This window comes from Actinospica robiniae DSM 44927 (assembly GCF_000504285.1).
GTDB lineage: Bacteria > Actinomycetota > Actinomycetes > Streptomycetales > Catenulisporaceae > Actinospica > Actinospica robiniae.
Genome location: NZ_KI632511.1, coordinates 4,323,707 through 4,344,280 on the forward strand (window position 1 = coordinate 4,323,707; position 20,574 = coordinate 4,344,280).

Sequence of the window (20,574 nt, forward strand, 5' to 3'; positions counted from 1 at the left end):
TGACGTCGGCTCAGGGCCGCAGCGTCTGCAGGAAACGGTGGTGCGGGTGCTGCTCGGGCAAGGCGGCCACCGAGCGCTCGGCCAGCCGCACCACGCGGGCCCGGGCCGGCTCGGGGATCTCGGCGACGGTGGCCTCGAGCAGCGCCCAGGAGACCTCGTCCAGGCGCGCCCGCACCTCCTGCTCGCACACCTCCGGATCGCCGCCCGGGCCGGTGCTGGCCGCGCAGGCCGCCTCCAGCGCGGCGAGCGCGCGCAGCGCCTCGTGGTCGTCGGCGAGCACGGCCGGGATGAAGGTGTCCGCCTGCTCGGCCGAGGCCGCCTTGGTGCCGGGCGCCTCGAACACGTTCACGAGAGGGCTCACGTCCCCGGCCGTCATCGGGTCGTACAGGCCGGGGAACGGCTGCTCCTCGTACCCGTCGTCGTAGCCGGCGATGTAGATCGGGGCGTCCGAGCCGGTCTGCGCGATCGCGCCGAGGGCTACCTCGAGCAGGCTGGCCGGCCAGTCCAGGTCGCGCAGGGCATTGATACGCAGCTGGCCCGGCTGGGAGTCCACCAGGCCGCACAGCAGCAGCTGCGCCGACTCCAGGGCGGACTGGATGTAGAAGCCGATCTCCGCGCTGTGCAGGCGGATCGGCTCGTCCGCGGCGCACCAGGCGCGCAGCCGGTGCGCCACGATCGAATTGTCCACCACGTGCGTGAACCGGGAGGCCGAAAGGCGCAGGTCGCAGGCCGCCGCGGTGCGGGCCAGCATCCACTCGCCCACCCGCTTCGAGGCCGCGTACACGTCCGGCGAGTAGGGCCGCAGCGCCTTGCCGGTGGAGGCGCACACGACGCTCTCCGTGCCCACCCGCGCCGCCGCGCGCACCACGTTGAGGGTGCCGAAGATGTTGGTCGCCACCGTCCGGCGCACCTGCGTCTCGGCCAGCCCCGGGTCGCGCTGCGCCGCCACGTGGAAGACGACGTCCGGGCGCACCTCCTCGAACAGCTCGTCCAGACCGGCCCGGCAGCGCACGTCTCCGTGCACGAACTCGACCCCGGCCAGGTCGGGCGAGGCCTCGAGATCCGGCAGCGCCGTGCGGCCGCGGGTGATCGAGACGATCCGGGCCGGGCGGTAGGCGCGCAGCTCTCGCAGCAGCACCCGGCCTATGCAGCCGGTGCCGCCGGTGACCAGAACTACCCGGCCCTCGAGCCGCGCCGTGAGCTCCTGGACCGGCAGGTCGATGCCGCGCCGGCGCACACCGTCGAAGCGCCGATACTCGGCGGGAGCCTGCGGCTTGAGCTCGAGCAGCTCGCGGGTGAGCTCGCGCAGGCGCTCGATCTGATGCTCGGTCAGCCGCTCGGCACGGGCGGGGGCGGCGGCCTTCAGCTCGCCCAATAGATCATTGATACTTCTCACGGTGTCCCTCCCCAACCCGCTCCTGCGTGCGAGCGCCACACCCGGCCCGTTACTCGACGGCACCGAAGAATTACGAAGCTAGCACGGAACAAGGCGTTCAGTACCGGTGAAGTAGGCAAATTTCCTCGAGGGCTTGGCACCCTCGACGCACACGGTAGCATCGGGGACCGGCGGCGAAGTATGCACACACGAAGGCGAGCGGATTCCCTTGTCCGAGGTTCTCGGCAGACGGCGTGCCCGACCCAGAGAGTCCGGTATCTCCTCTGAGGCAACACCCGGATTCTCTTCGATGACACGGCGCGCGGCCGATCCGGCGACGACCAGACAAGACGAAGGCGGACTGCTCCCAGTCCCCCCGGACGACACAGAGAAGTACTCCTACGTCAAGCGCGGAACCCGCGCTATGGCCGTCTTCTCGATCTGCAGCTTCTTCCTGGTTGCATATACCCAGGTTCTGCTCACGCGACTGTCCCCGTGGTTGTGGTCGTATGTCCCTTTTCTCGCGTTCACCATCCTCTACATTCTGGTGTCGCAGGTATCCACGATCCTGACCAAGGACTTCGACCTCGCCGCGCACCAGCGGCTGGTGGACTCCTGGCACCCGGAGACCTATCCCGCCGTCGACGTCATGCTCCCGGTGTGCGGGGAGCCCGACGCGGTGCTGCGCAACACCTGGGAGTACGTCGCCGCGCTGCGTGCGAACTACCCGGGGACGCTGACCGTCTACGTGCTCGACGATTCCTCGAGCCCGCGACTGCAGCGGATGGCGGGCAAGTTCGGCTTCGTCTACGCCGGCCGGGCCAACCGCGGCTGGTACAAGAAGGCCGGCAACCTCCTCTACGGCTACCGAATATCGCACGCGCCGTACATGATGGTCCTGGACGCCGACTTCTGCCCCCGGCCGGACTTCCTGCACGAGGTCCTGCCGCATCTGGAGGCGGACCCCACACTCGGCATCGTGCAGACACCGCAGTTCTTCCGCGTGCTCGACCAGCAGAGCTGGCTCGAGCGCGGCGCCGGAGCCTCGCAGGAACTCTTCTACCGCAGCGTGCAGACCTCGCAGTCCACCTGGGACGGGGCGGTGTGTGTGGGCAGCTGCGCGGTCTACCGCCGCGCGGCGGTCGAGGACAACGAGGGCATGACCCTCATCGAGCACTCCGAGGACCTGCACACCGGGTTCGACCTCTACCTCCGCGGCTGGCACCTGCGCTACCTGCCGCTGGTGCTGTCCGCGGGCGTCTGCCCGGACAACATCCCAGCGTACGTCAACCAGCAGTACCGCTGGTGCTCGGGCACCATGAGCATGCTCGGCAGCAGCAAGTTCTGGCGTTCGAAGCTGCCGCTGCGCACGCGGGTCTGCTACCTCTCGGGCTTTTTCTACTACCTGCACACGGCGCTGTCCGTCTTCTTCTTCCCGCTGGTGCCGATCGCGATGCAGCTGTTCTGGCCGCAGGACATCTCCTTCAAGACGACGCTGGTGTGGGTGGTTCCCGGGCTGCTCTACACGGGCGTGCTCTTCCCGTTCTGGCATCGCGCCCCCTACCGGCTCGAGGCCAACGCCTGCCGCATGATCTTCAACTGGGCGCACGTGTTCACCATCTACGACGTTCTGCGCAAGAAGCAGCAGGGCTGGCAGCCCAGCGGCTCGTCCGCCAAGAAGCAGGGACGCAACCGGCGGTTCTGGATCGGCATGATCGGCTGGACCAGCGTGAGCGCGGCTTTCTGGGTGGGTCTGAGCCTGTGGCGGATGCGGGACGGCTACCCGATGAACTTCGCGCTGTTCCTGGGCGCGGGCCTTTTCTACGCCGCCACCGCCGCGCGCGTCTTCGTCCAACCGCGGAAGGCGGGTTCCTGATGAGGGGCGCAGGCAGGCTCGGCCGCCGCGCGCGCACCCGGGCTTTGCTCGGCGCACTGCTGCTCACCGCAGCTGCGGCGCTGGCGACGGGCTGTTCCGTGGTGCACGACGCGGGGACCTGGAACGACCCGCACGACGGCCCCTTGAGCGCGGGCAGCAAGGTGACCGCCGGTTCGACCGCGACGGCTCCCGCCGGATCCAACGCGAGCACAGCGCCGCAGGTGGAGGCGTACGACGTCACGCCGCTGCTGCAGCCCTCGCGCAAGATCCTCGGTGTCGAGATCAGCGGCGCGCCGGAATCGCTCGCCCCGGCCGAGCAGTTCGCCGGCTGGGCGGGCACGAAGCCGAACCTGCTCGGCGAGTATCTGGCCTGGGGCACGTCCTTCGACTCCGCCGCGGCCAAGAACGCCTATTCCTACGGCGCCATGGACTTCGTGGTGTGGGAGCCGTGGAGCCCGACCCTGACGCAGATCGCGGCCGGGGCCAGCGACGCGTACATCACCGCCTTCGCCACCGCGGTACGCGCCGCCAACGTGCCGATCGCGCTGAGCTTCGGGCACGAATTCAACGGCAACTGGTACCCGTGGGGTACCTCCAAGACCACCCCCGCGGCGTTCGTCGCCGCGTGGCAGCACATCCACAACCTGTTCGAGGCCGCCGGCGCGACGAACGTGATCTGGGTGTGGGACCCGAACGACATCTTCCCGGTGCCCGACGTCCAGCTCAAGGCGTACTACCCCGGCGACGCCTACGTGGACTGGGCCGCCGTGACCGGTTACTGGAGCGAGGACGGACCGAACACCTACGCCAGCCTCTACCTTCCGACGCTCGAGGAGATCCGCACGTTCACGCAGAAGCCGTTCCTCATCGCGGAGACGGCGGTCGCGCCGGGGGGCAACCAGTCCGCGTCGCTCACAGCACTGTTCAAGGCGGTCGAGCAGCATTCCGACATCGTCGGCTTCGTCTGGTACGACTACGACAAGGGCGGGGATTGGCGGATCGAGAATCGCCCCACGCTGATGGCCCAGTTCAAGACCGAGGCCGCCGCAGGCGGGTTCGGCTTCGACGTGAGCAAGCTCGGATGAGCCCCGACCCGCAGCGCGGCGCCGCCGGCTCCCGGCACAAGCTCGCCGACATCCTGGCCGCCGAGGCGATGGCCTTCGAAGGGCCGGAGCCCCCCGCCGCCCAGATCCCGGCCGGCCGTGGCACCCGCCGGGCGCCGGAGAAGCCCGATGAGCCGGCCGAGGCGAGCGCGAAGACCGAGCCGAACGAGCCCGCCGCACCCGCTGTGCCTCCGGTGTCCGCGCCGGTATCGGCACCCGAGTCCGCTTCGGCGCCCGAGCCGCCGTCCTCGTTCGACGCGTTCGCCGCCCCGCTGCCGTCGATCGCCGCGATCCTCGAGTCCTCGTTCCGGGTGCCGGAGCAGCGGCCTGCGCCCGCGGCCGAGCCCGAGGCGGAACCCGAGCCGGTGTTCACGCCGCCGCCGTTCGCGCCGCAGCCGCTGCCGCCGCGGGAGCCGACGGCGCAGCTGGAAAGCGCGCCGGAACGGGCTCGAGCCGCAGCGGAGATCGAGGCCCCGGCCGCGGCGGAGAGCGAACCCGAGATCGAGCCGGCGCCGGAGAGCGCACTCGACTCCACGATGGTGATCTTCCCGCCGATGCCCAAGGCGCGTCCGCGCGGCGCCGACCTCGATGCCACCGCGGTCACGCCTGTCGTGCCGCCCGCACCGGTCGCGCCGATCACGCCGATCACGCCGCCCGCACCGCCCGCACCGCCCGCACCGATCGTGCCCCCCGCGTCGCCCGACGCCGCCGTGGCGAAGGGGACCGGCGCGGCGCTCGAAGCCGCGGCTCCGGCCGAGATCGCCGCGAGCCCGGCGAAGACCCCTGCCAAGCCCGCGCCGCCCAAGGCTCCCGCCCCGGCCGCCGACGACGGCGGCCACTCCGGGTCGCCGCGCTGGCAGGAGAACGTCCCGTTCGACGAGACCGGCGTGCTGCTGCGCCCGGAAGCGTTGCGGGCGCGGGCGATGGCCGACGAGACCGAGCTCATCTCCGCCATCAAGCTCAAGGACGACGGCTCGGAGGCCGCGCAGGCGCAGCGCCCGGGCTTCTGGACCGGCGCCTGGGCGCGGCGCGGCATGGTGGCGTTCATCTGCCTCGTGCAGGCGGTCCTCTCGCTGCGCAACAACAACACAGCGTTCGAGGACGAAGCGCTCTATCTCTACTCGGGTCATCTGGAGCTCGGGCACCTGCTCTACGGCACGTCGACGGGTATGGACTTCTGGTCGTACTTCTCCGGCGCGCCGGTGCTCTACCCGGTGGCCGGCGCGGTAGCCGACCAGGTGGGCGGACTGTTCGGAGCCCGACTGCTGAGCCTGGCCTTCATGCTCGGTGCCACCTGCCTGCTGTACCTGATCACCCGCCGGATGTTCGGCACCCGCGCCGCGGTATGCGCAGCCGCCTTGTTCTGCTGCACCGAACCGGTGGTGTTCGTCGGCAACCTCGCCACCTACGACGCGCCCGCGCTGTTCCTGATCGCGCTCTCGGCCTGGATCGTGGTGCGGTTCGCGCGGTCGACCTGGCCGCTGTACCTGCTCGCGATCTTCCCGGCCGTGCTCGCCGTCGGCACCAAGTACGCGGCGTTGATGTTCGTCCCGGTCGTCATCTGCCTCGCCTTGCTCGCCGCGGTCCCGCACTTCGGCCGCTGGGCGCTGATCCGCCCGGTCGCACTCTCCGTCGGCTTCGGCGGCGTCGTCTTCGCGATCCTCAAGATGACCGGCGACCTGGCGTTGCAGGGCGTCCAGTCGACCACGACCAACCGTGCCCAGGGCACCAACTCCGTGATGCAGGTCGCGCAGCTGTCCGCCGAGTGGGGCGGTGCGCTCTTCGCCGTGTCGCTGGCCGGCGCGGCGTTCCTGATAGCCCTGCCGCGCGAGCACGGGCTGCCTTATCTGCCGGCACAGCGCTGGCTGCGCGTCTGCCTGGCCGCGCTGATGTGCGGCACGGCACTGCTGCCGCCGCTGTACCAGGCACACCTGCACACGACCGTCTCGCTGCAGAAGCACGTCGGCTTCGGCCTGTTCTTCGCCGCCCCGCTGGCCGGCTACGGCCTGGTCCGGATGGTCGGGCCGCACCTGCACCGGGCCCAGCTCGGCATCGGGGTGGTGGTCACGACGTTCGCGCTCGGCATGGGCCAGTCCCTCGGGCTCTTCCACGTCTGGCCCAACTCGACCACGCTGATGCAGGAGATCATCAAGTACCAGAAGCCGAATGCGAACTACCTGGTCGGCGCGGACGAGGTGGCCATCTACTCGCTGCGCGGGGACGCCGACGCCCAGCCGCTGCAGTTCTCCAACACGTTCGTGTTCAACTACACGGACTCGAAGGGCCAGTTCCTCACCGGACCCCCGGCGTACACCGCGGCCATCCAGGCCGGCTACTTCCAGGTGATCGCGTACACCGGAAACGACGATGCGCAGAACGAGGGGGCAATCGCCGCCGACCTCTACCGTGCCACGAATTACAAACTCGTCGCCACCATTCCGGAGACGACGAGCTACGGAACGTCACGCTATTACGTGTGGGTGAAGAGGTAGCGATTCGCCAGGTGCGCCGAGACGAATGGCTCGGATAAACGGACTTGTCCGTTTATCCGAGCCATTCGGCTTTTCCAGCCTTCGTCGAACCGATAAATCTAATGCCACCATACAATCACGAAGATAGCAAAAACCGCGAAAGCCAGCATGAGAGAGTGCTTGAGAGCATCAGATTTGCCGCGCTGTTTCATCGATGAAAAGCCGGTGAAGTACAACCGGGCGTCCTGGCTCAACCAGAAAACGTTTGCGGCCAAGCAGATAAAGCACGGGATCAAGGCGATAAGAGTCCGCATGGCGCCGCGCTCCCCCCTCCTTCGATAGACCACATCGAACAGATATTCGAGATTCTCCGCCGCCGAGGGCTGCAGCCGGACTACCGTCAGTCAACCGCCCCCATGCGTGCGACGCCACCAGGGTCGCCGGCGACCGTCGCTCCGGTCGCCGAGCCACCCGTTCGAGCGACGCGCGTACCTCGCTGAGAGTCTTATGAAATCCCCCCGCTCTTCCCCCCGGCCGAGCACGCGTATACCGGAAAGGTAATGCTTTTACCAGCTGGGCGCAAGGGCTGCGTAAAGCCGGGTTTCAGGGCCCTACAATGCCGCTCAGCTCCCCCGATCCGTTCTCCCACGCGCGCTCCGGGCGTGTTTCCGGCTCGTTCGACGAGGCTTTCCCCAGCCGATGTCCGGCTTCGAGGTAGCCTTGCCGCCATGACGAGGGTGGGCGGGCGCAGGCAGCACAAGTTGTTCGCAAGCTGGTATCCGGGACGGGCGGAGGCGATGGACCGTGCTGGATTCGCGGACTACCGGCGCCGGCTGCTGGCCGGGCTCTCCGGCCGGGTGCTGGAACTGGGCGCCGGAAGCGGCCTTAATTTCGCGCATTACCCGGCCGAAGTGGAGCGGGTGGTGGCTGTCGAGCCGGAGCCGGCCTTGCGCGAGCGCGCGGTGCGGGCGGCCGAGGCGGCGGACGCTCCGATCGAAGTGGTCGACGGCGTCGCCGAGGATCTGTCGGTACATGCCGGGCAATTCGACGCGGCCGTCTGTTCGCTCGTGCTGTGCTCGGTGCCGGACCAGCGGACCGCGCTGGAGCAGCTGGCGACCGTGCTGCGGCCGGGTGGCGAGATCCGGCTGCTCGAGCACGTCGGCGCGTCGGGCGGAATGCTCGCGGGCGTGCAACGCGTGCTCGACGCGACGGTCTGGCCGTGGATCGGCGCGGGCTGCCACTGCTCGCGTGACGTCACGTCGGCCGTGGCGCTGGCCGGGCTGAAACTGACCGCGATCGAGACGTTCCGCTTCCCGGCCGGCGGACCCACCCTGCCGACGGCGCCGCACGTCCTGCTCACCGCCGCCCCCGCGCCGCATCTCGCGAGGTAGCGCGGGCGGTCACGCGAGAGGCCCGAAGCGGAGTCGAACCGCATGCCAGACGTTTTGCAGACGTCCTCCCGACCGTCGGGATGAGGCTCCGGGCCATCGCGCCGGCGGATCGTGCCCGTCGGCGGGTCCTGCGTGCGCTCGGAGGGATTCGAACCCTCAGCCACCGGCTCCTCAAGCCGGCCCGTCTACCCGTTGCGGCACGAGCGCGTGTCCGTGTGCTGCCGTACTGCCTTCTCGGCGTGCCCTCGGTGAGATTCGAACTCACACCGGCGGCGTCCTGAACGCCGTGCCTCTGCCGTTGGGCTACGAGGGCCGGGAAAAGCGAAAAACCGCCCGATCCGGGATCTTCCCGGCGGGCGGCTCCATGGCCGTCGGTGATAGACGGTCAGGGCGTGGCAGCCTCCGGGCATCCGAGCAGGCACAGACACCGAAGGCAGCACAGTCGCGTGAAGTCGCGGTACATCTTCGGTCTCCTCTCGGGTGCGGGTCTGGCCGTCGGAAACCAGTGTGCTGCCGCGCGGGGTCGCCGGGCAACCGGTTTTCGGCTCAGGAGCAGTGCGGCGAGTCCGGCGTCACCGCGAGCGAGACCACATGCCAGCGGCGGTCGCCGCCGCGGCGCAGGCCGAGTTCCTCGTACGTCGGGTGGACGGTCTTCGGCTGGACCGCGGCGCCCACGACGTGGGTGCGCGAGTCGCCGCGGACCACGTCGGACCAGTCGGCGCAGAAGCTGACCTTGGCCCGGCCGGTGCCCGCGGGCGCGGTGTACTGCGTGTCGCTGAGCACGATCACGCCGACCGGCTGCTCCCGGCGCGCCACCCACGGCTTTATCTGCGCCGTCGCCTCGGCCAGGCCCACACCCTGCCAGTACTGGGTCAGCTCGGGGTCGTGGCCGTCGGAGGTGTATTCGGCCTGCACCATCGCCCGCATCGCCTGCTGCACGGTGAACAGGACCTCGTGCTCGGCTCGGCTGGCGAGCATCGGGTGGTGGAAGGCCAGCCCGACGGTCACCGGGAGGGTGATCCGGGCGTCCTGGTGCACGGCGGCGGCGGTGGCCCCGACCGTCGCCGGCGGCGGGATCGGGGGCGGAGTGGCGGGCGAGCTGGCGCAGCCCGCGGCCGCGACCAGGGCGGACGCCGTGACGACGGCCGCGAGCAGCGGCCAGCTCGGGCGTCTCGTCGTCCTCGTCACTCGCACGAGATTCAAGGTAACGCCACCCACCCGGCCGTGCACCGTAGGTGACCAAAGGGGTGATGAGCGCACGCTGACTTGGGCCGATCGGACTACTCGGGCTCAGCCTTTCGGCCTCAACCCACCGCCTCCGCTCGGCTCAGCCGCGCTCCGCCGGGCTCAGCCGCCCGAGTCGTCGAGTTCGGCGCCCTCGGGCACGGTGTCGTCGTCGCGGTTCTCCAGCCACCCGTACGGCAGCACGACCCGCGCCGGCGAGTTGGTCCGGCCGCGCGGCTTGCCCAGCACCTCGCTCGGGAACGGCACGTTCTGCTCCAGCTTGCCGAGCAGGTCGTCGAGCTCCATCAGCGACGAGGCCATCGCCATACCGCGGCGCAGCTCGGTGCCCACCGGGAAACCCTTGAGGTACCAGGCGACGTGCTTGCGGAAGCCGGTGACCCCTTCGCGCTCGTCCTGCAGCCACTGGCAGAGCAGCTCGGCGTGCCGGCGCATCACCAGCGCCACCTCGCCGAGATTCGGCATGGTGCGCTCGTCGCTGCCCGCGAAGGCGTTGGCCAGGTCGCGGAAGAGCCAGGGCCGGCCGAGGCAGCCGCGGCCGATGACGACGCCGTCGCAGCCGGTCTCGCGCATCATCCGGAGCGCGTCGTCGGCCTCCCAGATGTCGCCGTTGCCCAGCACCGGGATGTCGAGCTCCTGCTTGAGCCGCGCGATCGACTCCCAGTCCGCCTCGCCGGAGTAGCGCTGCTCGCCGGTCCGGGCGTGCAGCGAGACCGCGGCCACGCCCTCCTCCTGCGCTATCCGGCCGGCCTCGAGATAGGTCAGGTGGTCGTCGTCGATGCCCTTGCGCATCTTGATCGTGACCGGGATGCCCGCCTCCCGGGCCGGCTCCACCATGGCCCGCACGATCTGGCGGAACAGGCTGCGCTTCCACGGCAGGGCCGAACCGCCGCCGCGGCGGGTGACCTTCTTGACCGAGCAGCCGAAGTTGGCGTCGACGTGGTCGGCGAGGTTCTCCCGCACCACCATCTCCACGGCCTTGCGCACCGTGGCCGGGTCCACGCCGTAGAGCTGCAGCGAGCGCGGCTTCTCCTGCTCGCTGAACTCGATCATCTTGTACGTCTTGGGGTTGCGCGCGACCAGGGCCTGCGTGGTGATCATCTCGCAGACGTAGATGCCCGCGCCCTGCTCCCGGCACAGCTGGCGGAAGGCCACGTTCGTGATCCCGGCCATCGGCGCCAGCACGACCGGAGGGTCGACGGCGTACGGCCCGAAGCTGAGCGGCGCGGTCACGGTTGCGAGGGTCACCCCTCCAGGATCTCACGCCCGCGCGTGGGCCCGGTCACGTCGACAGTGCGGCTACCCGCTAGTAGTGTTTCTGGGGACGTCAAGAGGGTTGCTGGTCGTGCGGATCAGCAACCCGTTTGCATAGCCGCCCGGTCCGCCGGGTGTGCGACGACGCCGACTGGATACCCGTACCACCTCTTGAAAACCACATACCTGTACGCGCGGACTTCAGGGAGCCCCACGTGCCGACGACAGCTGCGCCCACCCCTCAGGCGCCCAAGTACGTCTACGACTTCAGCGAAGGACACAAGGACCTCAAGGACCTGCTCGGCGGGAAAGGTGCGAACCTCGCCGAGATGACCAACCTCGGGCTGCCGGTGCCCCCCGGCTTCACCATCAGCACCGACGCCTGCCGGGCCTACCTGGCCGCCGGACGCGCTCCGGACGGCCTCGACGCCCAGGTCGGCGACTACCTCGCCGCCCTCGAGACCCGGATGGGCCGCAAGCTCGGCGACCCGGAGGACCCGCTGCTGGTCTCGGTGCGCTCCGGCGCGAAGTTCTCCATGCCCGGCATGATGGAGACGGTGCTCAACATCGGCCTGTCCGACGCCTCGGTCTCCGGGCTCGCCGCGAAGGCCGGGGACGAGCGGTTCGCCTGGGACTCGTACCGCCGGCTGATCCAGATGTTCGGCAAGACCGTCCTGGACATCGACGGCGAGCACTTCGAGGAGGCGCTCGAGGCCTCGAAGCGGGCCAAGAACGTCGCCACCGACGTGGAGCTCGACGCGGCCGACCTCTCGGTCTTGGTCGACTCCTATAAGGCGATCGTGCGGGAGCAGTCCGGGCGGGACTTCCCGCAGGACCCGCGCGAGCAGATGGACCTGGCGATAAGGGCCGTGTTCGACTCGTGGAACACCGAGCGGGCGATGCTCTACCGCCGCCAGGAGCGCATCCCGCACGACCTCGGCACCGCGGTGAACATCGTGGCGATGGTGTTCGGCAACCTCGGGCCCGCCAGTCCTGATGCGATTTCGAACAGTGGTACCGGCGTCGCCTTCACCCGCGATCCGGCCACCGGGCACTCCGGCGTGTACGGCGACTACCTGCCGAACGCTCAGGGCGAGGACGTGGTCGCGGGCATCCGCAACACCCTGTCTCTGACCGAGCTCGAAAATCTGGATAAGACCAGCTACGACGAGCTCATGCGGATCATGAGCGTGCTGGAAAGCCACTACCGGGATCTGTGCGATATCGAGTTCACCATCGAGCGCGGCAAGCTGTGGATGCTGCAGACGCGGGTGGGCAAGCGCACGGCGGCCGCGGCGTTCCTGATCGCCTCGAACCTCGTGGACGAGGAGGTGATCACGCCGGACGAGGCGCTCGATCGGGTCAACGGCAATCAGCTCGCGCAGCTGATGTTCCCTCAGTTCGACCTGTCGGGCACACCGAAGCGCATCGCGAAGGGCATGAACGCCTCGCCCGGTGCCGCTGTGGGCCGGGCCGTGTTCGACTCGTACACCGCGATCAAGTGGTCCCGGTCTGGTGAGCGCGTGATCCTGATCCGGCGCGAGACCAACCCGGATGACCTCGGCGGCATGATCGCAGCCCAAGGGATCCTGACCTCACGCGGCGGCAAGACCTCGCACGCCGCCGTCGTCGCGCGCGGCATGGGCAAGACCTGCGTGTGCGGCGCCGAGGAACTCGACGTCGACACCAAAGCCAGGCGGCTCACGGCCCCTGCCGGAGTGGTGATCGAGGAGGGCGATCTGGTCTCGATTGACGGCTCGTCCGGCGCGATCTACGCCGGCGAGGTGCCGGTCATGCCCTCCCCGGTCGTCGAGTACTTCGAAGGACGCCTGGGTCCGGACTCCAGCCACGCCGACGAACTCGTCCGCGCCGTGCACCGCATCATGACGTGGGCGGACGAGAAGCGCGCACTCTACGTCCGCGCCAACGCCGACACCCCCGACGACGCCGCCCGGGCCCGCCGATTCGGCGCCCAGGGCATCGGCCTGTGCCGCACCGAGCACATGTTCCTCGGCGAACGCCGGACCCTCGTCGAACGGCTCATCCTCGCCGAGGACGACTCCGAGCGGCGCAAGGTCCTCGCCGAACTCCTGCCGATGCAGCGCGACGACTTCGTCGGCATCCTCACGGCGATGGGCGGGCTGCCGGTGACGGTGCGCCTGCTCGACCCCCCGCTGCACGAGTTCCTGCCCGACCTGACCGAACTCTCCGTCCGCGTCGCCGTCGCTGAAGCACGTGGCGAGGAGCACGAGAACGACCTGCGTCTGCTCCAGGCCGTGCACAAGTTGCACGAGGCCAACCCCATGCTCGGCCTGCGCGGCGTGCGGCTCGGGCTGGTCGTGCCGGGGCTGTTCATCATGCAGGTGCGCGCCATCGCCGAGGCCGCAGCACAGGTGGCCAAGGCCGGCGGTGTCGCCCGCGTCGAGATCATGGTCCCGCTCGTCGGCGCCGTCCAGGAACTCGAGATCATCCGGGATGAGGCCCGCTCGGTACTCGACGAGGTCACCGAGACCACCGGCGCCGACATCCGCGCCCTGATCGGCACGATGATCGAACTGCCGCGCGCCGCCCTGACCGCAGGCCAGATCGCCGAAGCCGCCGAGTTCTTCTCCTTCGGCACCAACGACCTGACCCAGACCACCTGGGGCTTCTCCCGCGACGACGTCGAGGCTGCCTTCTTCTCCGCCTACCTCGACCGCGGCATCTTCGGCGTCAGCCCGTTCGAGACCCTCGACCGCGACGGCGTCGGACGGCTGGTGTCAGTGGCCGCGGAAGAGGGCCGAGCCGCACGGCCCGGCCTCAAGCTCGGCGTCTGCGGTGAACACGGCGGCGACCCCGACTCCGTCCACTTCTTCCACGACGTCGGACTCGACTACGTCTCCTGCTCCCCCTTCCGCGTCCCGGTCGCACGGCTCGAAGCAGCCCGCGCGGCCGTAAACAACCCGCGCGCGTAGACGGACCGGCAGCGGTCGGTGTCGCCGGGTGGTCTCGGCGACACCGACCGTGGAGAACGGCAATCCGTTAGGGCACAATGAGCGAGTGGGAGGAAGTCGTAGAGTAATCAGGCCGTTGATCACCGTCCTGGTGATGGCCGCCCTGGCGGCGGGGGTCTGGACGTACGCCGCACGATCCGAGCCGGCCGGGCCGAAGTTCGCACCGGCCGACGGCAGCGTGTACATAGGGGTATCGACGGACATAGGCAGGCTCGGCGTCTTCGACGAGACCGCCGGCATCGGTACGCACCCCGCCATCTACGATCAGTGGACGACGCCCGACGGCAGCGTCCAATCGATCCTGACCAACGCACGCACCAAGCCCGGCATGACTCCGATGATCTCGTGGAATCTGCCGCTGACGAACGCGGCGGTCACCAGCGGGTCGAAGGATTCCTATATCAAAGCCCAGGCGGAAGCGATCCGCGCCTACGCCAAGCCGGTGTTCGTGCGGCTCGACTGGGAGATGAACGCCAACGCCGACTGGTACCCCGACTGGAACGAGCCGGCCGTCACCCCGGTCCAGTTCATCGCCTCCTGGCAGCACGTCTACCAGCTCTTCCAGCAAGAAGGCGTGACGAACGCGGCGTTCGTCTGGTGCCCCACGCTGTGGGACGGCCCGGCCGACCAGAGTCCCAGCGCCTGGTACCCCGGCGACCAGTACGTGGACTGGATCGGCGTCGACGCGTACCCGCAGAGCGCCAACGAGTCGTTCATCCTCACCGGCCCCGGCGGTCTGAACGACCAGGAGTCCTTCGCTGCCCGGCACGCCAAGCCGATGATGGTCGCCGAATGGGCCCCCGCGCTCCCCCAGCCCGACACCGCCGCCGCCGTCGACCTGCTGTTCGACTTCGCCGCCGAGTACCCGAAGACCGTCAAGGCCCTGGTCTACTTCGACTTCGACACGAACGGCAAGGACTACACCCTGGTCGATCACCCGATCGGCGCAGCCGAGTTCCGCAAGCGGGTGGACGGCAAAGCGCAGTTCCTGATGACGGTGCGGTGAGCGGCTACCTTCTGCCGACGCAACGGGCCAGGCCGCGAGCCAGACACCGCGCCACGAGGCATTGCCTGCCGGTCACGACGAATGTGACGTTGAACCCGCTGACTGCGAGACCGAGGCCGAACGCCGCCGCGATGAGCCAGCCGCTGCTCACCGGCCCGTCCGGCCCGGCCGCGGTCCACCCGTAGCCGGCCACGACGAGCGAGGCGAGCAGGACGCCGCCGACGATGCCTCCGTAGACCTGGGCGATGCGCTGGTGCCGGGAGAGGAAGTGCCTCCCCGCGGCGAGGATGAGACCGGCCGGGATCGCGCACCCGACGCCGATCACCGCGCCGATGACGCCACCGATGCCAATCAACATAAGTACATCGGAAACCGGAGAATAGCTCGGCGGGGCGACGGCGAGGACAGCGGCGAGCAGCGTGCCGCCCAGCGCCCCCATGACGGCTCCCGTGCCCAGCGCACGCAGTATGACGTCTTCCCAGGAAGCTTTCCCCATCAGTCCCCGTCCCCTCCCCAGAACCGGAAGTACTGGGTTCCAGCATGGCAGGTGGCTGATGCGCCGATGCGGGCGGCCCTCGGGATCCAAGTCAGCGCGGCGTCTTCCCGTTCCGATCCCGCAGCTCGACCGCCGCCTCGGCGGTGTACGGCGTGAAGGTGAACGTCTCCTGGATGTAGAGCCGCACCTCGTTGTCGTCGTGCGAGTCGTAGCCGATCGACAGGTCCTGGCCGAGGTGCAGCTGGAAGTCGCCGCCGCGGGTGGAGAGCAGCAGACCGCCGGCGAGCGCGGGGGCCCAGATGATCTCGCCGTCGATGAGGCGGGTGACGTGGGTGGCCACGGGATAGCCGTGGTCGACCGTCTCGGTCAGGGCGGTGTACCCGTCGGCGCCGAGCAGCAGGTGGTAGGGGCCTTCGACGCCGGCGAGGCGCAGCTTCGTCTCGGCTTGGGCGACGGCCGAGGGGTAGTCCTGGATCCGTTCCGGCAGGTCCACGGGGGCGTGGGTGGAGAAGCGGCGGATGCCGGTGATGCCGGCTTCGGGATAGCCGTCGGCGAGGGCGCGGTCTTCGGCGAAGACGATGTCGCGCACGGCGTCCTTCACCGGTTGCCAGTCGCTGTCCTGGGAGCCGCGTTCGACGTCGTCGATCGCGGCGCGGGTGAGCGTGAACGGAGCCCGGAGCTCGACCAACGGCTGGGACTCGCGCATCCAGGCACTGATGCCGGGGGCGCTCCCGCCGATCTGCTCGAGGTGGCCGGTGCTCACGGCGGCGAGCGGCGAGCCTTCGGCCTCGGTCACGTCGACGACGCGGCGCAGGGCGAGGTCGCGCAGGGCGGTGCGCCTGGCCTCCTCCTCGATCTGCTCCCAGGCCCCTTCGCTGATCGGGGCGAGTTCACGGTGCAGGTTGTTCATGACGTGCTCGCTTTCAGGCTGCCGATACGCAGGGAACCGCCGGATCCGTCCGGCTCCGCGGCCGGGGGCGCGTCGAACGCGGCGCCGGCCGTCGCGCCGGGTTGTGGCGGGTCGTCGAGGAAGTCGGCGGGTGGGACGAAGTACAGGCCGCCGGTGACGGCGACGGAGAACTCCAGGATCCGGTCGCCGCGCGGTGCTTCGCCGGTGCCGAGGAACATCGCCTGCAGCATCTGCTCGATCACGGCCGCGCTGGCGGCGTAGCCGATGAAGTAGGTCCCGAACTCGCCGGCCTTCAGCTCGCCGAACGGCATGTTGAAGCGCATGATGTCGATCTCTTCGCCGCTCTCGTCGGTCACCGTGGTCAGGGCGACGTGCGAGTCGGCGGGCTTCTGCTCGTCCGGGATCTCGATGTTCTCGAGCTTGGTGCGGCCGATGACGCGCTCCTGCTCACCGACGCTGAGCGCGTTCCACGCGGTCAGGTCGTGCAGGTACTTCTGCACGATCAGATAGCTGCCGCCCTCGAACGGCTCGCCCGGGCCGATCAGGGCCGCGTTCAGGGCTTGAGTACCGTGCGGATTGGCCGTGCCGTCGACGAAGCCGAGCAGGTCGCGCCGGTCGAGGTAGCGGAAGCCGTGGGCCTCGTCGACGATGGTGACGGCCGAGCCGAGCCGGTCGACCAGCCGGCGGGCGAGGTCGAAGCACAGGCCGGGGTTCTCAGCGCGGACGTGCAGCAGCACGTCACCAGGCGTGGCCGGCGCGGAGAACCGGGGGCCTTCGAGGGCCGCGAACGGGTGCAGCTCGGCCGGCTTGGGCGCTCCGAACAGCCGGTCCCAGGCCTCGGAGCCGAACGCGGTGACGCAGGATAGGTCGCCGGTCGGGTAGCCGAACCCGGCTGAGTCGACCAGGTCGCCGAAGTCGGCGAGGGCTTCGCGCACGGCGTCCTCGCCGCCGGGGACGATCGTCGCCACCACGACCACCATGGCCGAGGTGAGCTCGCCCACGACCGGTTGCGGCTCGCTCACCGGCGGACCCCTTTGTGCTCTACACCGCGCGCCTGCCGCGGCCGACGACTTTCACCGCCCTCCATCGTGTGGGTCGCCCGCGGCCGCGGGGTCGTGCGACCCGCGGGCTGTCCCCCGTTCGGTCTCAGAACTCGAGCGGGCCCAGGTCCATCTGGGGGACGAAGCGTGCCTCGCCGTGGGCGGTGGCGTGCAGTTCGAGTACGACGAGTTCGTTGCCGTGCTCGCGCAGCACCGGTCCGGGCACGTACAGCGTCCGCTGCGGGCCGCGGGACCAGTAGCGTCCCAGGCAGAATCCGTTGATCCAGACGACGCCCTTGCCCCAGCCGTGGGTGTCGAGGAACAGGTCGCCGGTCTCGGGCAGGTCGAAGACGGCGCGGCCGAACGCCGGGCCGACGAGCGGCGTGGCCGGGGCAGAGCCCGCGGCGGCCTCCTCGCGCAGGGCGGCCGCGACCGGCTCGATGTCGTCGAGGTCGAGCGGGAGCACTTCCCATTCTGTGAGGGGCCGGCCGTTCACCCGCGCCGGGCCTATCAGGCCCTTGGGTTCGCCGATGCGCGGCCCGTAGTCGACCCGGCCGAGGTCCTCGACGAGCACGTCGAGGGTGCCGCGTGCGTTCGCCGGCAGCGGCAGCACGTGCTCGTGGTGGTCGCGCGAGAGCACGCCGACGGGGTCACGGTCCAGGAAGACCTGCGCGCGGTCGCGCACTTCCGACACGGCCAGCGCGAGCGTCGATGTGTCCTGATAATCGAGCTCTGTGCGGTAGAGCATGAAGCCGTGGTAGTGGCCGAGATCGTCGCACGTCGGCGGGTCCTGATGCGTACTCCAGCGCCCGACGCGGTCGAGCATCGCCCACAGCGGCACGCTCGCCTCGATCGGCGCCGAGAACGTGGGGCGGGGGGCGGCTTCGGCGTTCGGCGGCTCGCCCACCGGCGCGTACTTGGAGATCACGTCGCGCATCGCCCAGTACTTCTCGGTCGGGTTGCCCGCCTCGTCGAGCGGCGCGTCGTAGTCGTAGCTGGTGACGATCGGCGCGTAGGTGCCCTTGTGGTTGGCGCCGTTGGTGAAGCCGAAGTTCGTGCCGCCCTGGAGCATGTAGATGTTCACCGAGCCGCCTCGGGCGAGCAGCTCGTCCAGGCTGTGCGCGATCTCAGCCACCGGCGTGGTGTGGTGGTGCAGACCCCAGCTGTCGAACCAGCCGTTCCAGAACTCGGAGCACATCAGCGGGCCGGTCTGCTGGTGCTTGCGCAGCGTCTCCAGCCGCTCCGGCACCCGGGAGCCGAACGAGCCGGTCAGGTGCAGTTCGGGCAGGCTGCCGTTCTCCAGCATCGTATGCGTGGGCTGATCCACCGTGATCAGCGGCACGGTCACGCCGATCTCCCGGTTCAGCTCGGCCAGGGCCTTGAGATAGGCCTTGTCGTCGCCGTACGCGCCGTACTCGTTCTCCACCTGCATCAGGATGATCGGGCCGCCGCGATCGATCTGCCGCGGCACCAGGATCGGCGCGAGCTGCTGGTAGTACTCGGTGACGGCGGCCAGGTACGTCGGCTCGCTGCTGCGGATTCCGGTGCCGGGCCGCTGGAACAGCCACGCCGGCAGCCCGCCGTTGTCCCACTCCGCACAGATGTACGGACCTGGACGTACTATCGCATTCATGCCCTGTTCGGCCACCAGGTCGAGGAATCGGCCGAGGTCGAGCCCTGCTTCGGTCTCGAACACGCCCGGGCGCGGGCTGTGCGCGTTCCAGGCGACGTAGGTCTCGATGGTGTTCAGACCCATCCCGCGGGCCTTGGCGATGCGGTCGGCCCACTGGTCCGGATGGATCCGGAAGTAGTGCAGGGAGCCGGACAGGATCCGCCAGGGCTGCTCGTCGAGGAGGAAGTCGGTCTCGCCGATCGCGAACCGGCGCCCGGAGGTGGACATGCGGGTGTTCCTTTCTGCGCGCAGGCGCGGCGCACCCACGTGCGGCCGGGCCGTGTCCTGCACTGCCCGGCCGCACGTTCGGATGAACTGGGTAAGGGTGCTGCTGCTATGCCGCCGCTACTGCACGGTGACGGTGAAGCCCTGCTGCTGGCCGTACGTCGCGGACGCCTTGTACCAGGTGTCCAGGGCGGCGCCGATGTCCGTCTTGTTGGAGTACGCCTTGCCGACCGAGTCGGGGAAGATGCTGTTCGCGTAGACCTGGAACGGCATGTAGCTCCAACCCGGCAGCACCGAGGACGCGGCCCCGGCGAGCACCTGGTTGATCTTCTGCCCGCCGAAGTAGGCCGGAGCCTGGTTCTGGAACGAGCTGGAGCTCAGGATCGAGTTCTCCGCCGGGAAGCCGCCGGAGTCGGCCAGGATCTGCTCGCCCGCGTCCGTGCCCATGAACTGGACGAAGGCCGCCGCGACCAGCGCGTTGCTCGAACCCTTCATCACCGCGTCGGCGGAGCCGCCGTTCTCGGCCGAGGCCGCCGTGCCGCCGTCGTAGGTCGGCATCGGCGCGACCCGCCAGTCACCGGAGGCCGCGGCCGCCGAGCCCTCGAGGTTGGCCGGCATCCACGCGCCGGTCACCAGGGAGGCTATGGTGCCGTTGCCCAGCCCGGTGAACCACTGGCTGGACCAGCCGGCCACCTGCGAGAGCAGCCCCTTCTCCTCCAGCTGGTCCCACTCGGCCGCCCACTTCTTGGTGCCCGGGTCCTGGGTGTTGATGGTGACGTTCGTGGCGCTGCTGGCGGTGAACGGCTTGCCGCCGGCCTGCCAGATCATGCTGGTGGCGAAGCCGGGGTCGCCGGTGTCGCTGGTGATGTACTCCTTCGGGTCCGCCGCGTGCAGCTTCACCGCGTCCGCGACGTACTCGTCCCAGGTGGTCGGCACGGTCAGGCCGTACTTGTCGAAGACCTTCTTGTTGTAGAACAGCGCCATCGGGCCGGTGTCCTGCGGGGTCGCGACGAGGCTGCCGTTGATGTCGATCGCGTCCCACACGGCCTGCGGGTAGTCGCTCTTGAGGCTGTCGAGCCCGTAACCGTCCAGGGACTGGAGCGAGCCGCCGAGGGCGAACTGGGGCAGCGCGTAGTACTCGATCTGGGCCACGTCGGGCACGCCCGAGCCGGCCTTGAGCGCGTTCTGCAGCTTGGTGTACTCGGTGGTCGAGGTGCCCGCGTTCACCAGGTTGATCGTGACGTTCGGGTACTTCTTCTCGAACGCGGCGGCGATGTCCTTGTCCTGCGGCGCCCAGGCCCACACCGTGAGCGTCGACTTCTTCTGCAGCGCGGCGGCCATGTCGTTCGCGGCGGCGGTGCCGGTCGAGCTCGCCCCGCCGGAGCCCGAGCTGCTGCTGGAGCACGCGGTCAATCCGGCGGCGAGGACACCGACGGCCAGGGCGGCGGCGGAGCGGCGCCAGGCCCGGGTGCGCGTAGTTGCTGTCATGACGGTCCTTTCACTTCTTTGTGAGGGTGGCG

General features: G+C 69.6%; 14 protein-coding genes and 3 tRNA genes. 6 read left to right on the forward strand and 11 right to left on the reverse strand.

The features are described 5' to 3' along the window. Nucleotides 1–10 precede the first annotated feature (10 nt). Complete coding sequence (locus tag ACTRO_RS18350; RefSeq protein ID WP_169739920.1) at nt 11–1,396, reverse strand: SDR family NAD(P)-dependent oxidoreductase; 1,386 nt, start codon at nt 1,394–1,396, stop codon at nt 11–13. Between the two features lie 289 nt (nt 1,397–1,685). Here ACTRO_RS18350 and ACTRO_RS18355 point away from each other — a divergent pair, with 289 nt between their 5' ends. From ACTRO_RS18355 to ACTRO_RS18375, 4 genes are all read left to right on the forward strand, one after another. Beyond that, complete coding sequence (locus tag ACTRO_RS18355; protein ID WP_211244320.1) at nt 1,686–3,251, forward strand: glycosyltransferase family 2 protein; 1,566 nt, start codon at nt 1,686–1,688, stop codon at nt 3,249–3,251. Further along, nucleotides 3,251–4,336, forward strand: coding sequence for a glycoside hydrolase family 26 protein (locus ACTRO_RS18360; RefSeq protein ID WP_034264610.1), 1,086 nt, complete (start codon nt 3,251–3,253; stop codon nt 4,334–4,336). Before ACTRO_RS18355 ends, ACTRO_RS18360 begins: the two co-directional genes overlap by 1 nt. Beyond that, nucleotides 4,333–6,846 (forward strand): glycosyltransferase family 39 protein, encoded by a 2,514-nt coding sequence (locus ACTRO_RS45850; RefSeq protein ID WP_051451017.1) that lies wholly within the window; start codon nt 4,333–4,335, stop codon nt 6,844–6,846. Before ACTRO_RS18360 ends, ACTRO_RS45850 begins: the two co-directional genes overlap by 4 nt. A gap of 707 nt (nt 6,847–7,553) precedes the next feature. Beyond that, a complete protein-coding gene (locus ACTRO_RS18375; RefSeq protein WP_034264616.1) occupies nt 7,554–8,216 on the forward strand; it encodes a class I SAM-dependent methyltransferase in 663 nt (220 codons plus the stop codon). A gap of 18 nt (nt 8,217–8,234) precedes the next feature. Here the strand turns inward: ACTRO_RS18375 and ACTRO_RS47335 are convergent. The 5 genes from ACTRO_RS47335 to dusB form a co-directional block, all read right to left on the reverse strand. Further along, a tRNA-Cys gene (locus ACTRO_RS47335) sits at nt 8,235–8,311 on the reverse strand. Nucleotides 8,312–8,349: 38 nt separating this feature from the next. Continuing rightward, nucleotides 8,350–8,423 (reverse strand) — tRNA-Leu (locus ACTRO_RS18380). 33 nt (nt 8,424–8,456) lie between these two features. Beyond that, a tRNA-Leu gene (locus ACTRO_RS18385) sits at nt 8,457–8,529 on the reverse strand. Between the two features lie 233 nt (nt 8,530–8,762). Beyond that, nucleotides 8,763–9,404 carry a hypothetical protein gene (locus tag ACTRO_RS18390; RefSeq protein WP_034264619.1) on the reverse strand — a complete coding sequence of 214 codons (642 nt, stop codon included), beginning with the start codon at nt 9,402–9,404 and terminating at the stop codon, nt 8,763–8,765. A gap of 159 nt (nt 9,405–9,563) precedes the next feature. Next, the gene (gene dusB / locus ACTRO_RS18395; protein WP_245594417.1) at nt 9,564–10,706 is read right to left on the reverse strand and encodes a tRNA dihydrouridine synthase DusB; all 1,143 of its coding nucleotides are present in this window, start codon (nt 10,704–10,706) and stop codon (nt 9,564–9,566) included. A gap of 221 nt (nt 10,707–10,927) precedes the next feature. On the opposite strand from dusB, the gene ppdK reads away from it, so the two are divergent. Both ppdK and ACTRO_RS43530 read left to right on the forward strand, forming a co-directional pair. Beyond that, nucleotides 10,928–13,666, forward strand: coding sequence for a pyruvate, phosphate dikinase (gene ppdK, locus ACTRO_RS18400; RefSeq protein WP_034264621.1), 2,739 nt, complete (start codon nt 10,928–10,930; stop codon nt 13,664–13,666). Between the two features lie 115 nt (nt 13,667–13,781). Continuing rightward, complete coding sequence (locus ACTRO_RS43530; RefSeq protein ID WP_051451018.1) at nt 13,782–14,711, forward strand: glycoside hydrolase family 26 protein; 930 nt, start codon at nt 13,782–13,784, stop codon at nt 14,709–14,711. A gap of 4 nt (nt 14,712–14,715) precedes the next feature. Here ACTRO_RS43530 and ACTRO_RS18410 read toward each other — a convergent pair whose 3' ends face one another. The 5 genes from ACTRO_RS18410 to ACTRO_RS18430 form a co-directional block, all read right to left on the reverse strand. Then, complete coding sequence (locus ACTRO_RS18410) at nt 14,716–15,207, reverse strand: hypothetical protein (RefSeq protein ID WP_157436323.1); 492 nt, start codon at nt 15,205–15,207, stop codon at nt 14,716–14,718. A gap of 91 nt (nt 15,208–15,298) precedes the next feature. After that, nucleotides 15,299–16,117, reverse strand: a complete 819-nt coding sequence (locus ACTRO_RS18415; protein ID WP_034264627.1) for a family 1 encapsulin nanocompartment shell protein — start codon at nt 16,115–16,117, stop codon at nt 15,299–15,301. Then, a complete protein-coding gene (locus ACTRO_RS18420) occupies nt 16,114–17,139 on the reverse strand; it encodes a Dyp-type peroxidase (protein WP_034264630.1) in 1,026 nt (341 codons plus the stop codon). Before ACTRO_RS18420 ends, ACTRO_RS18415 begins: the two co-directional genes overlap by 4 nt. Before the next feature lie 124 nt (nt 17,140–17,263). After that, nucleotides 17,264–19,057 (reverse strand): glycoside hydrolase family 35 protein, encoded by a 1,794-nt coding sequence (locus tag ACTRO_RS18425; protein ID WP_034264633.1) that lies wholly within the window; start codon nt 19,055–19,057, stop codon nt 17,264–17,266. A gap of 117 nt (nt 19,058–19,174) precedes the next feature. After that, nucleotides 19,175–20,542 (reverse strand): ABC transporter substrate-binding protein, encoded by a 1,368-nt coding sequence (locus ACTRO_RS18430; RefSeq protein ID WP_034264636.1) that lies wholly within the window; start codon nt 20,540–20,542, stop codon nt 19,175–19,177. Between the last annotated feature and the right edge of the window lie 32 nt (nt 20,543–20,574).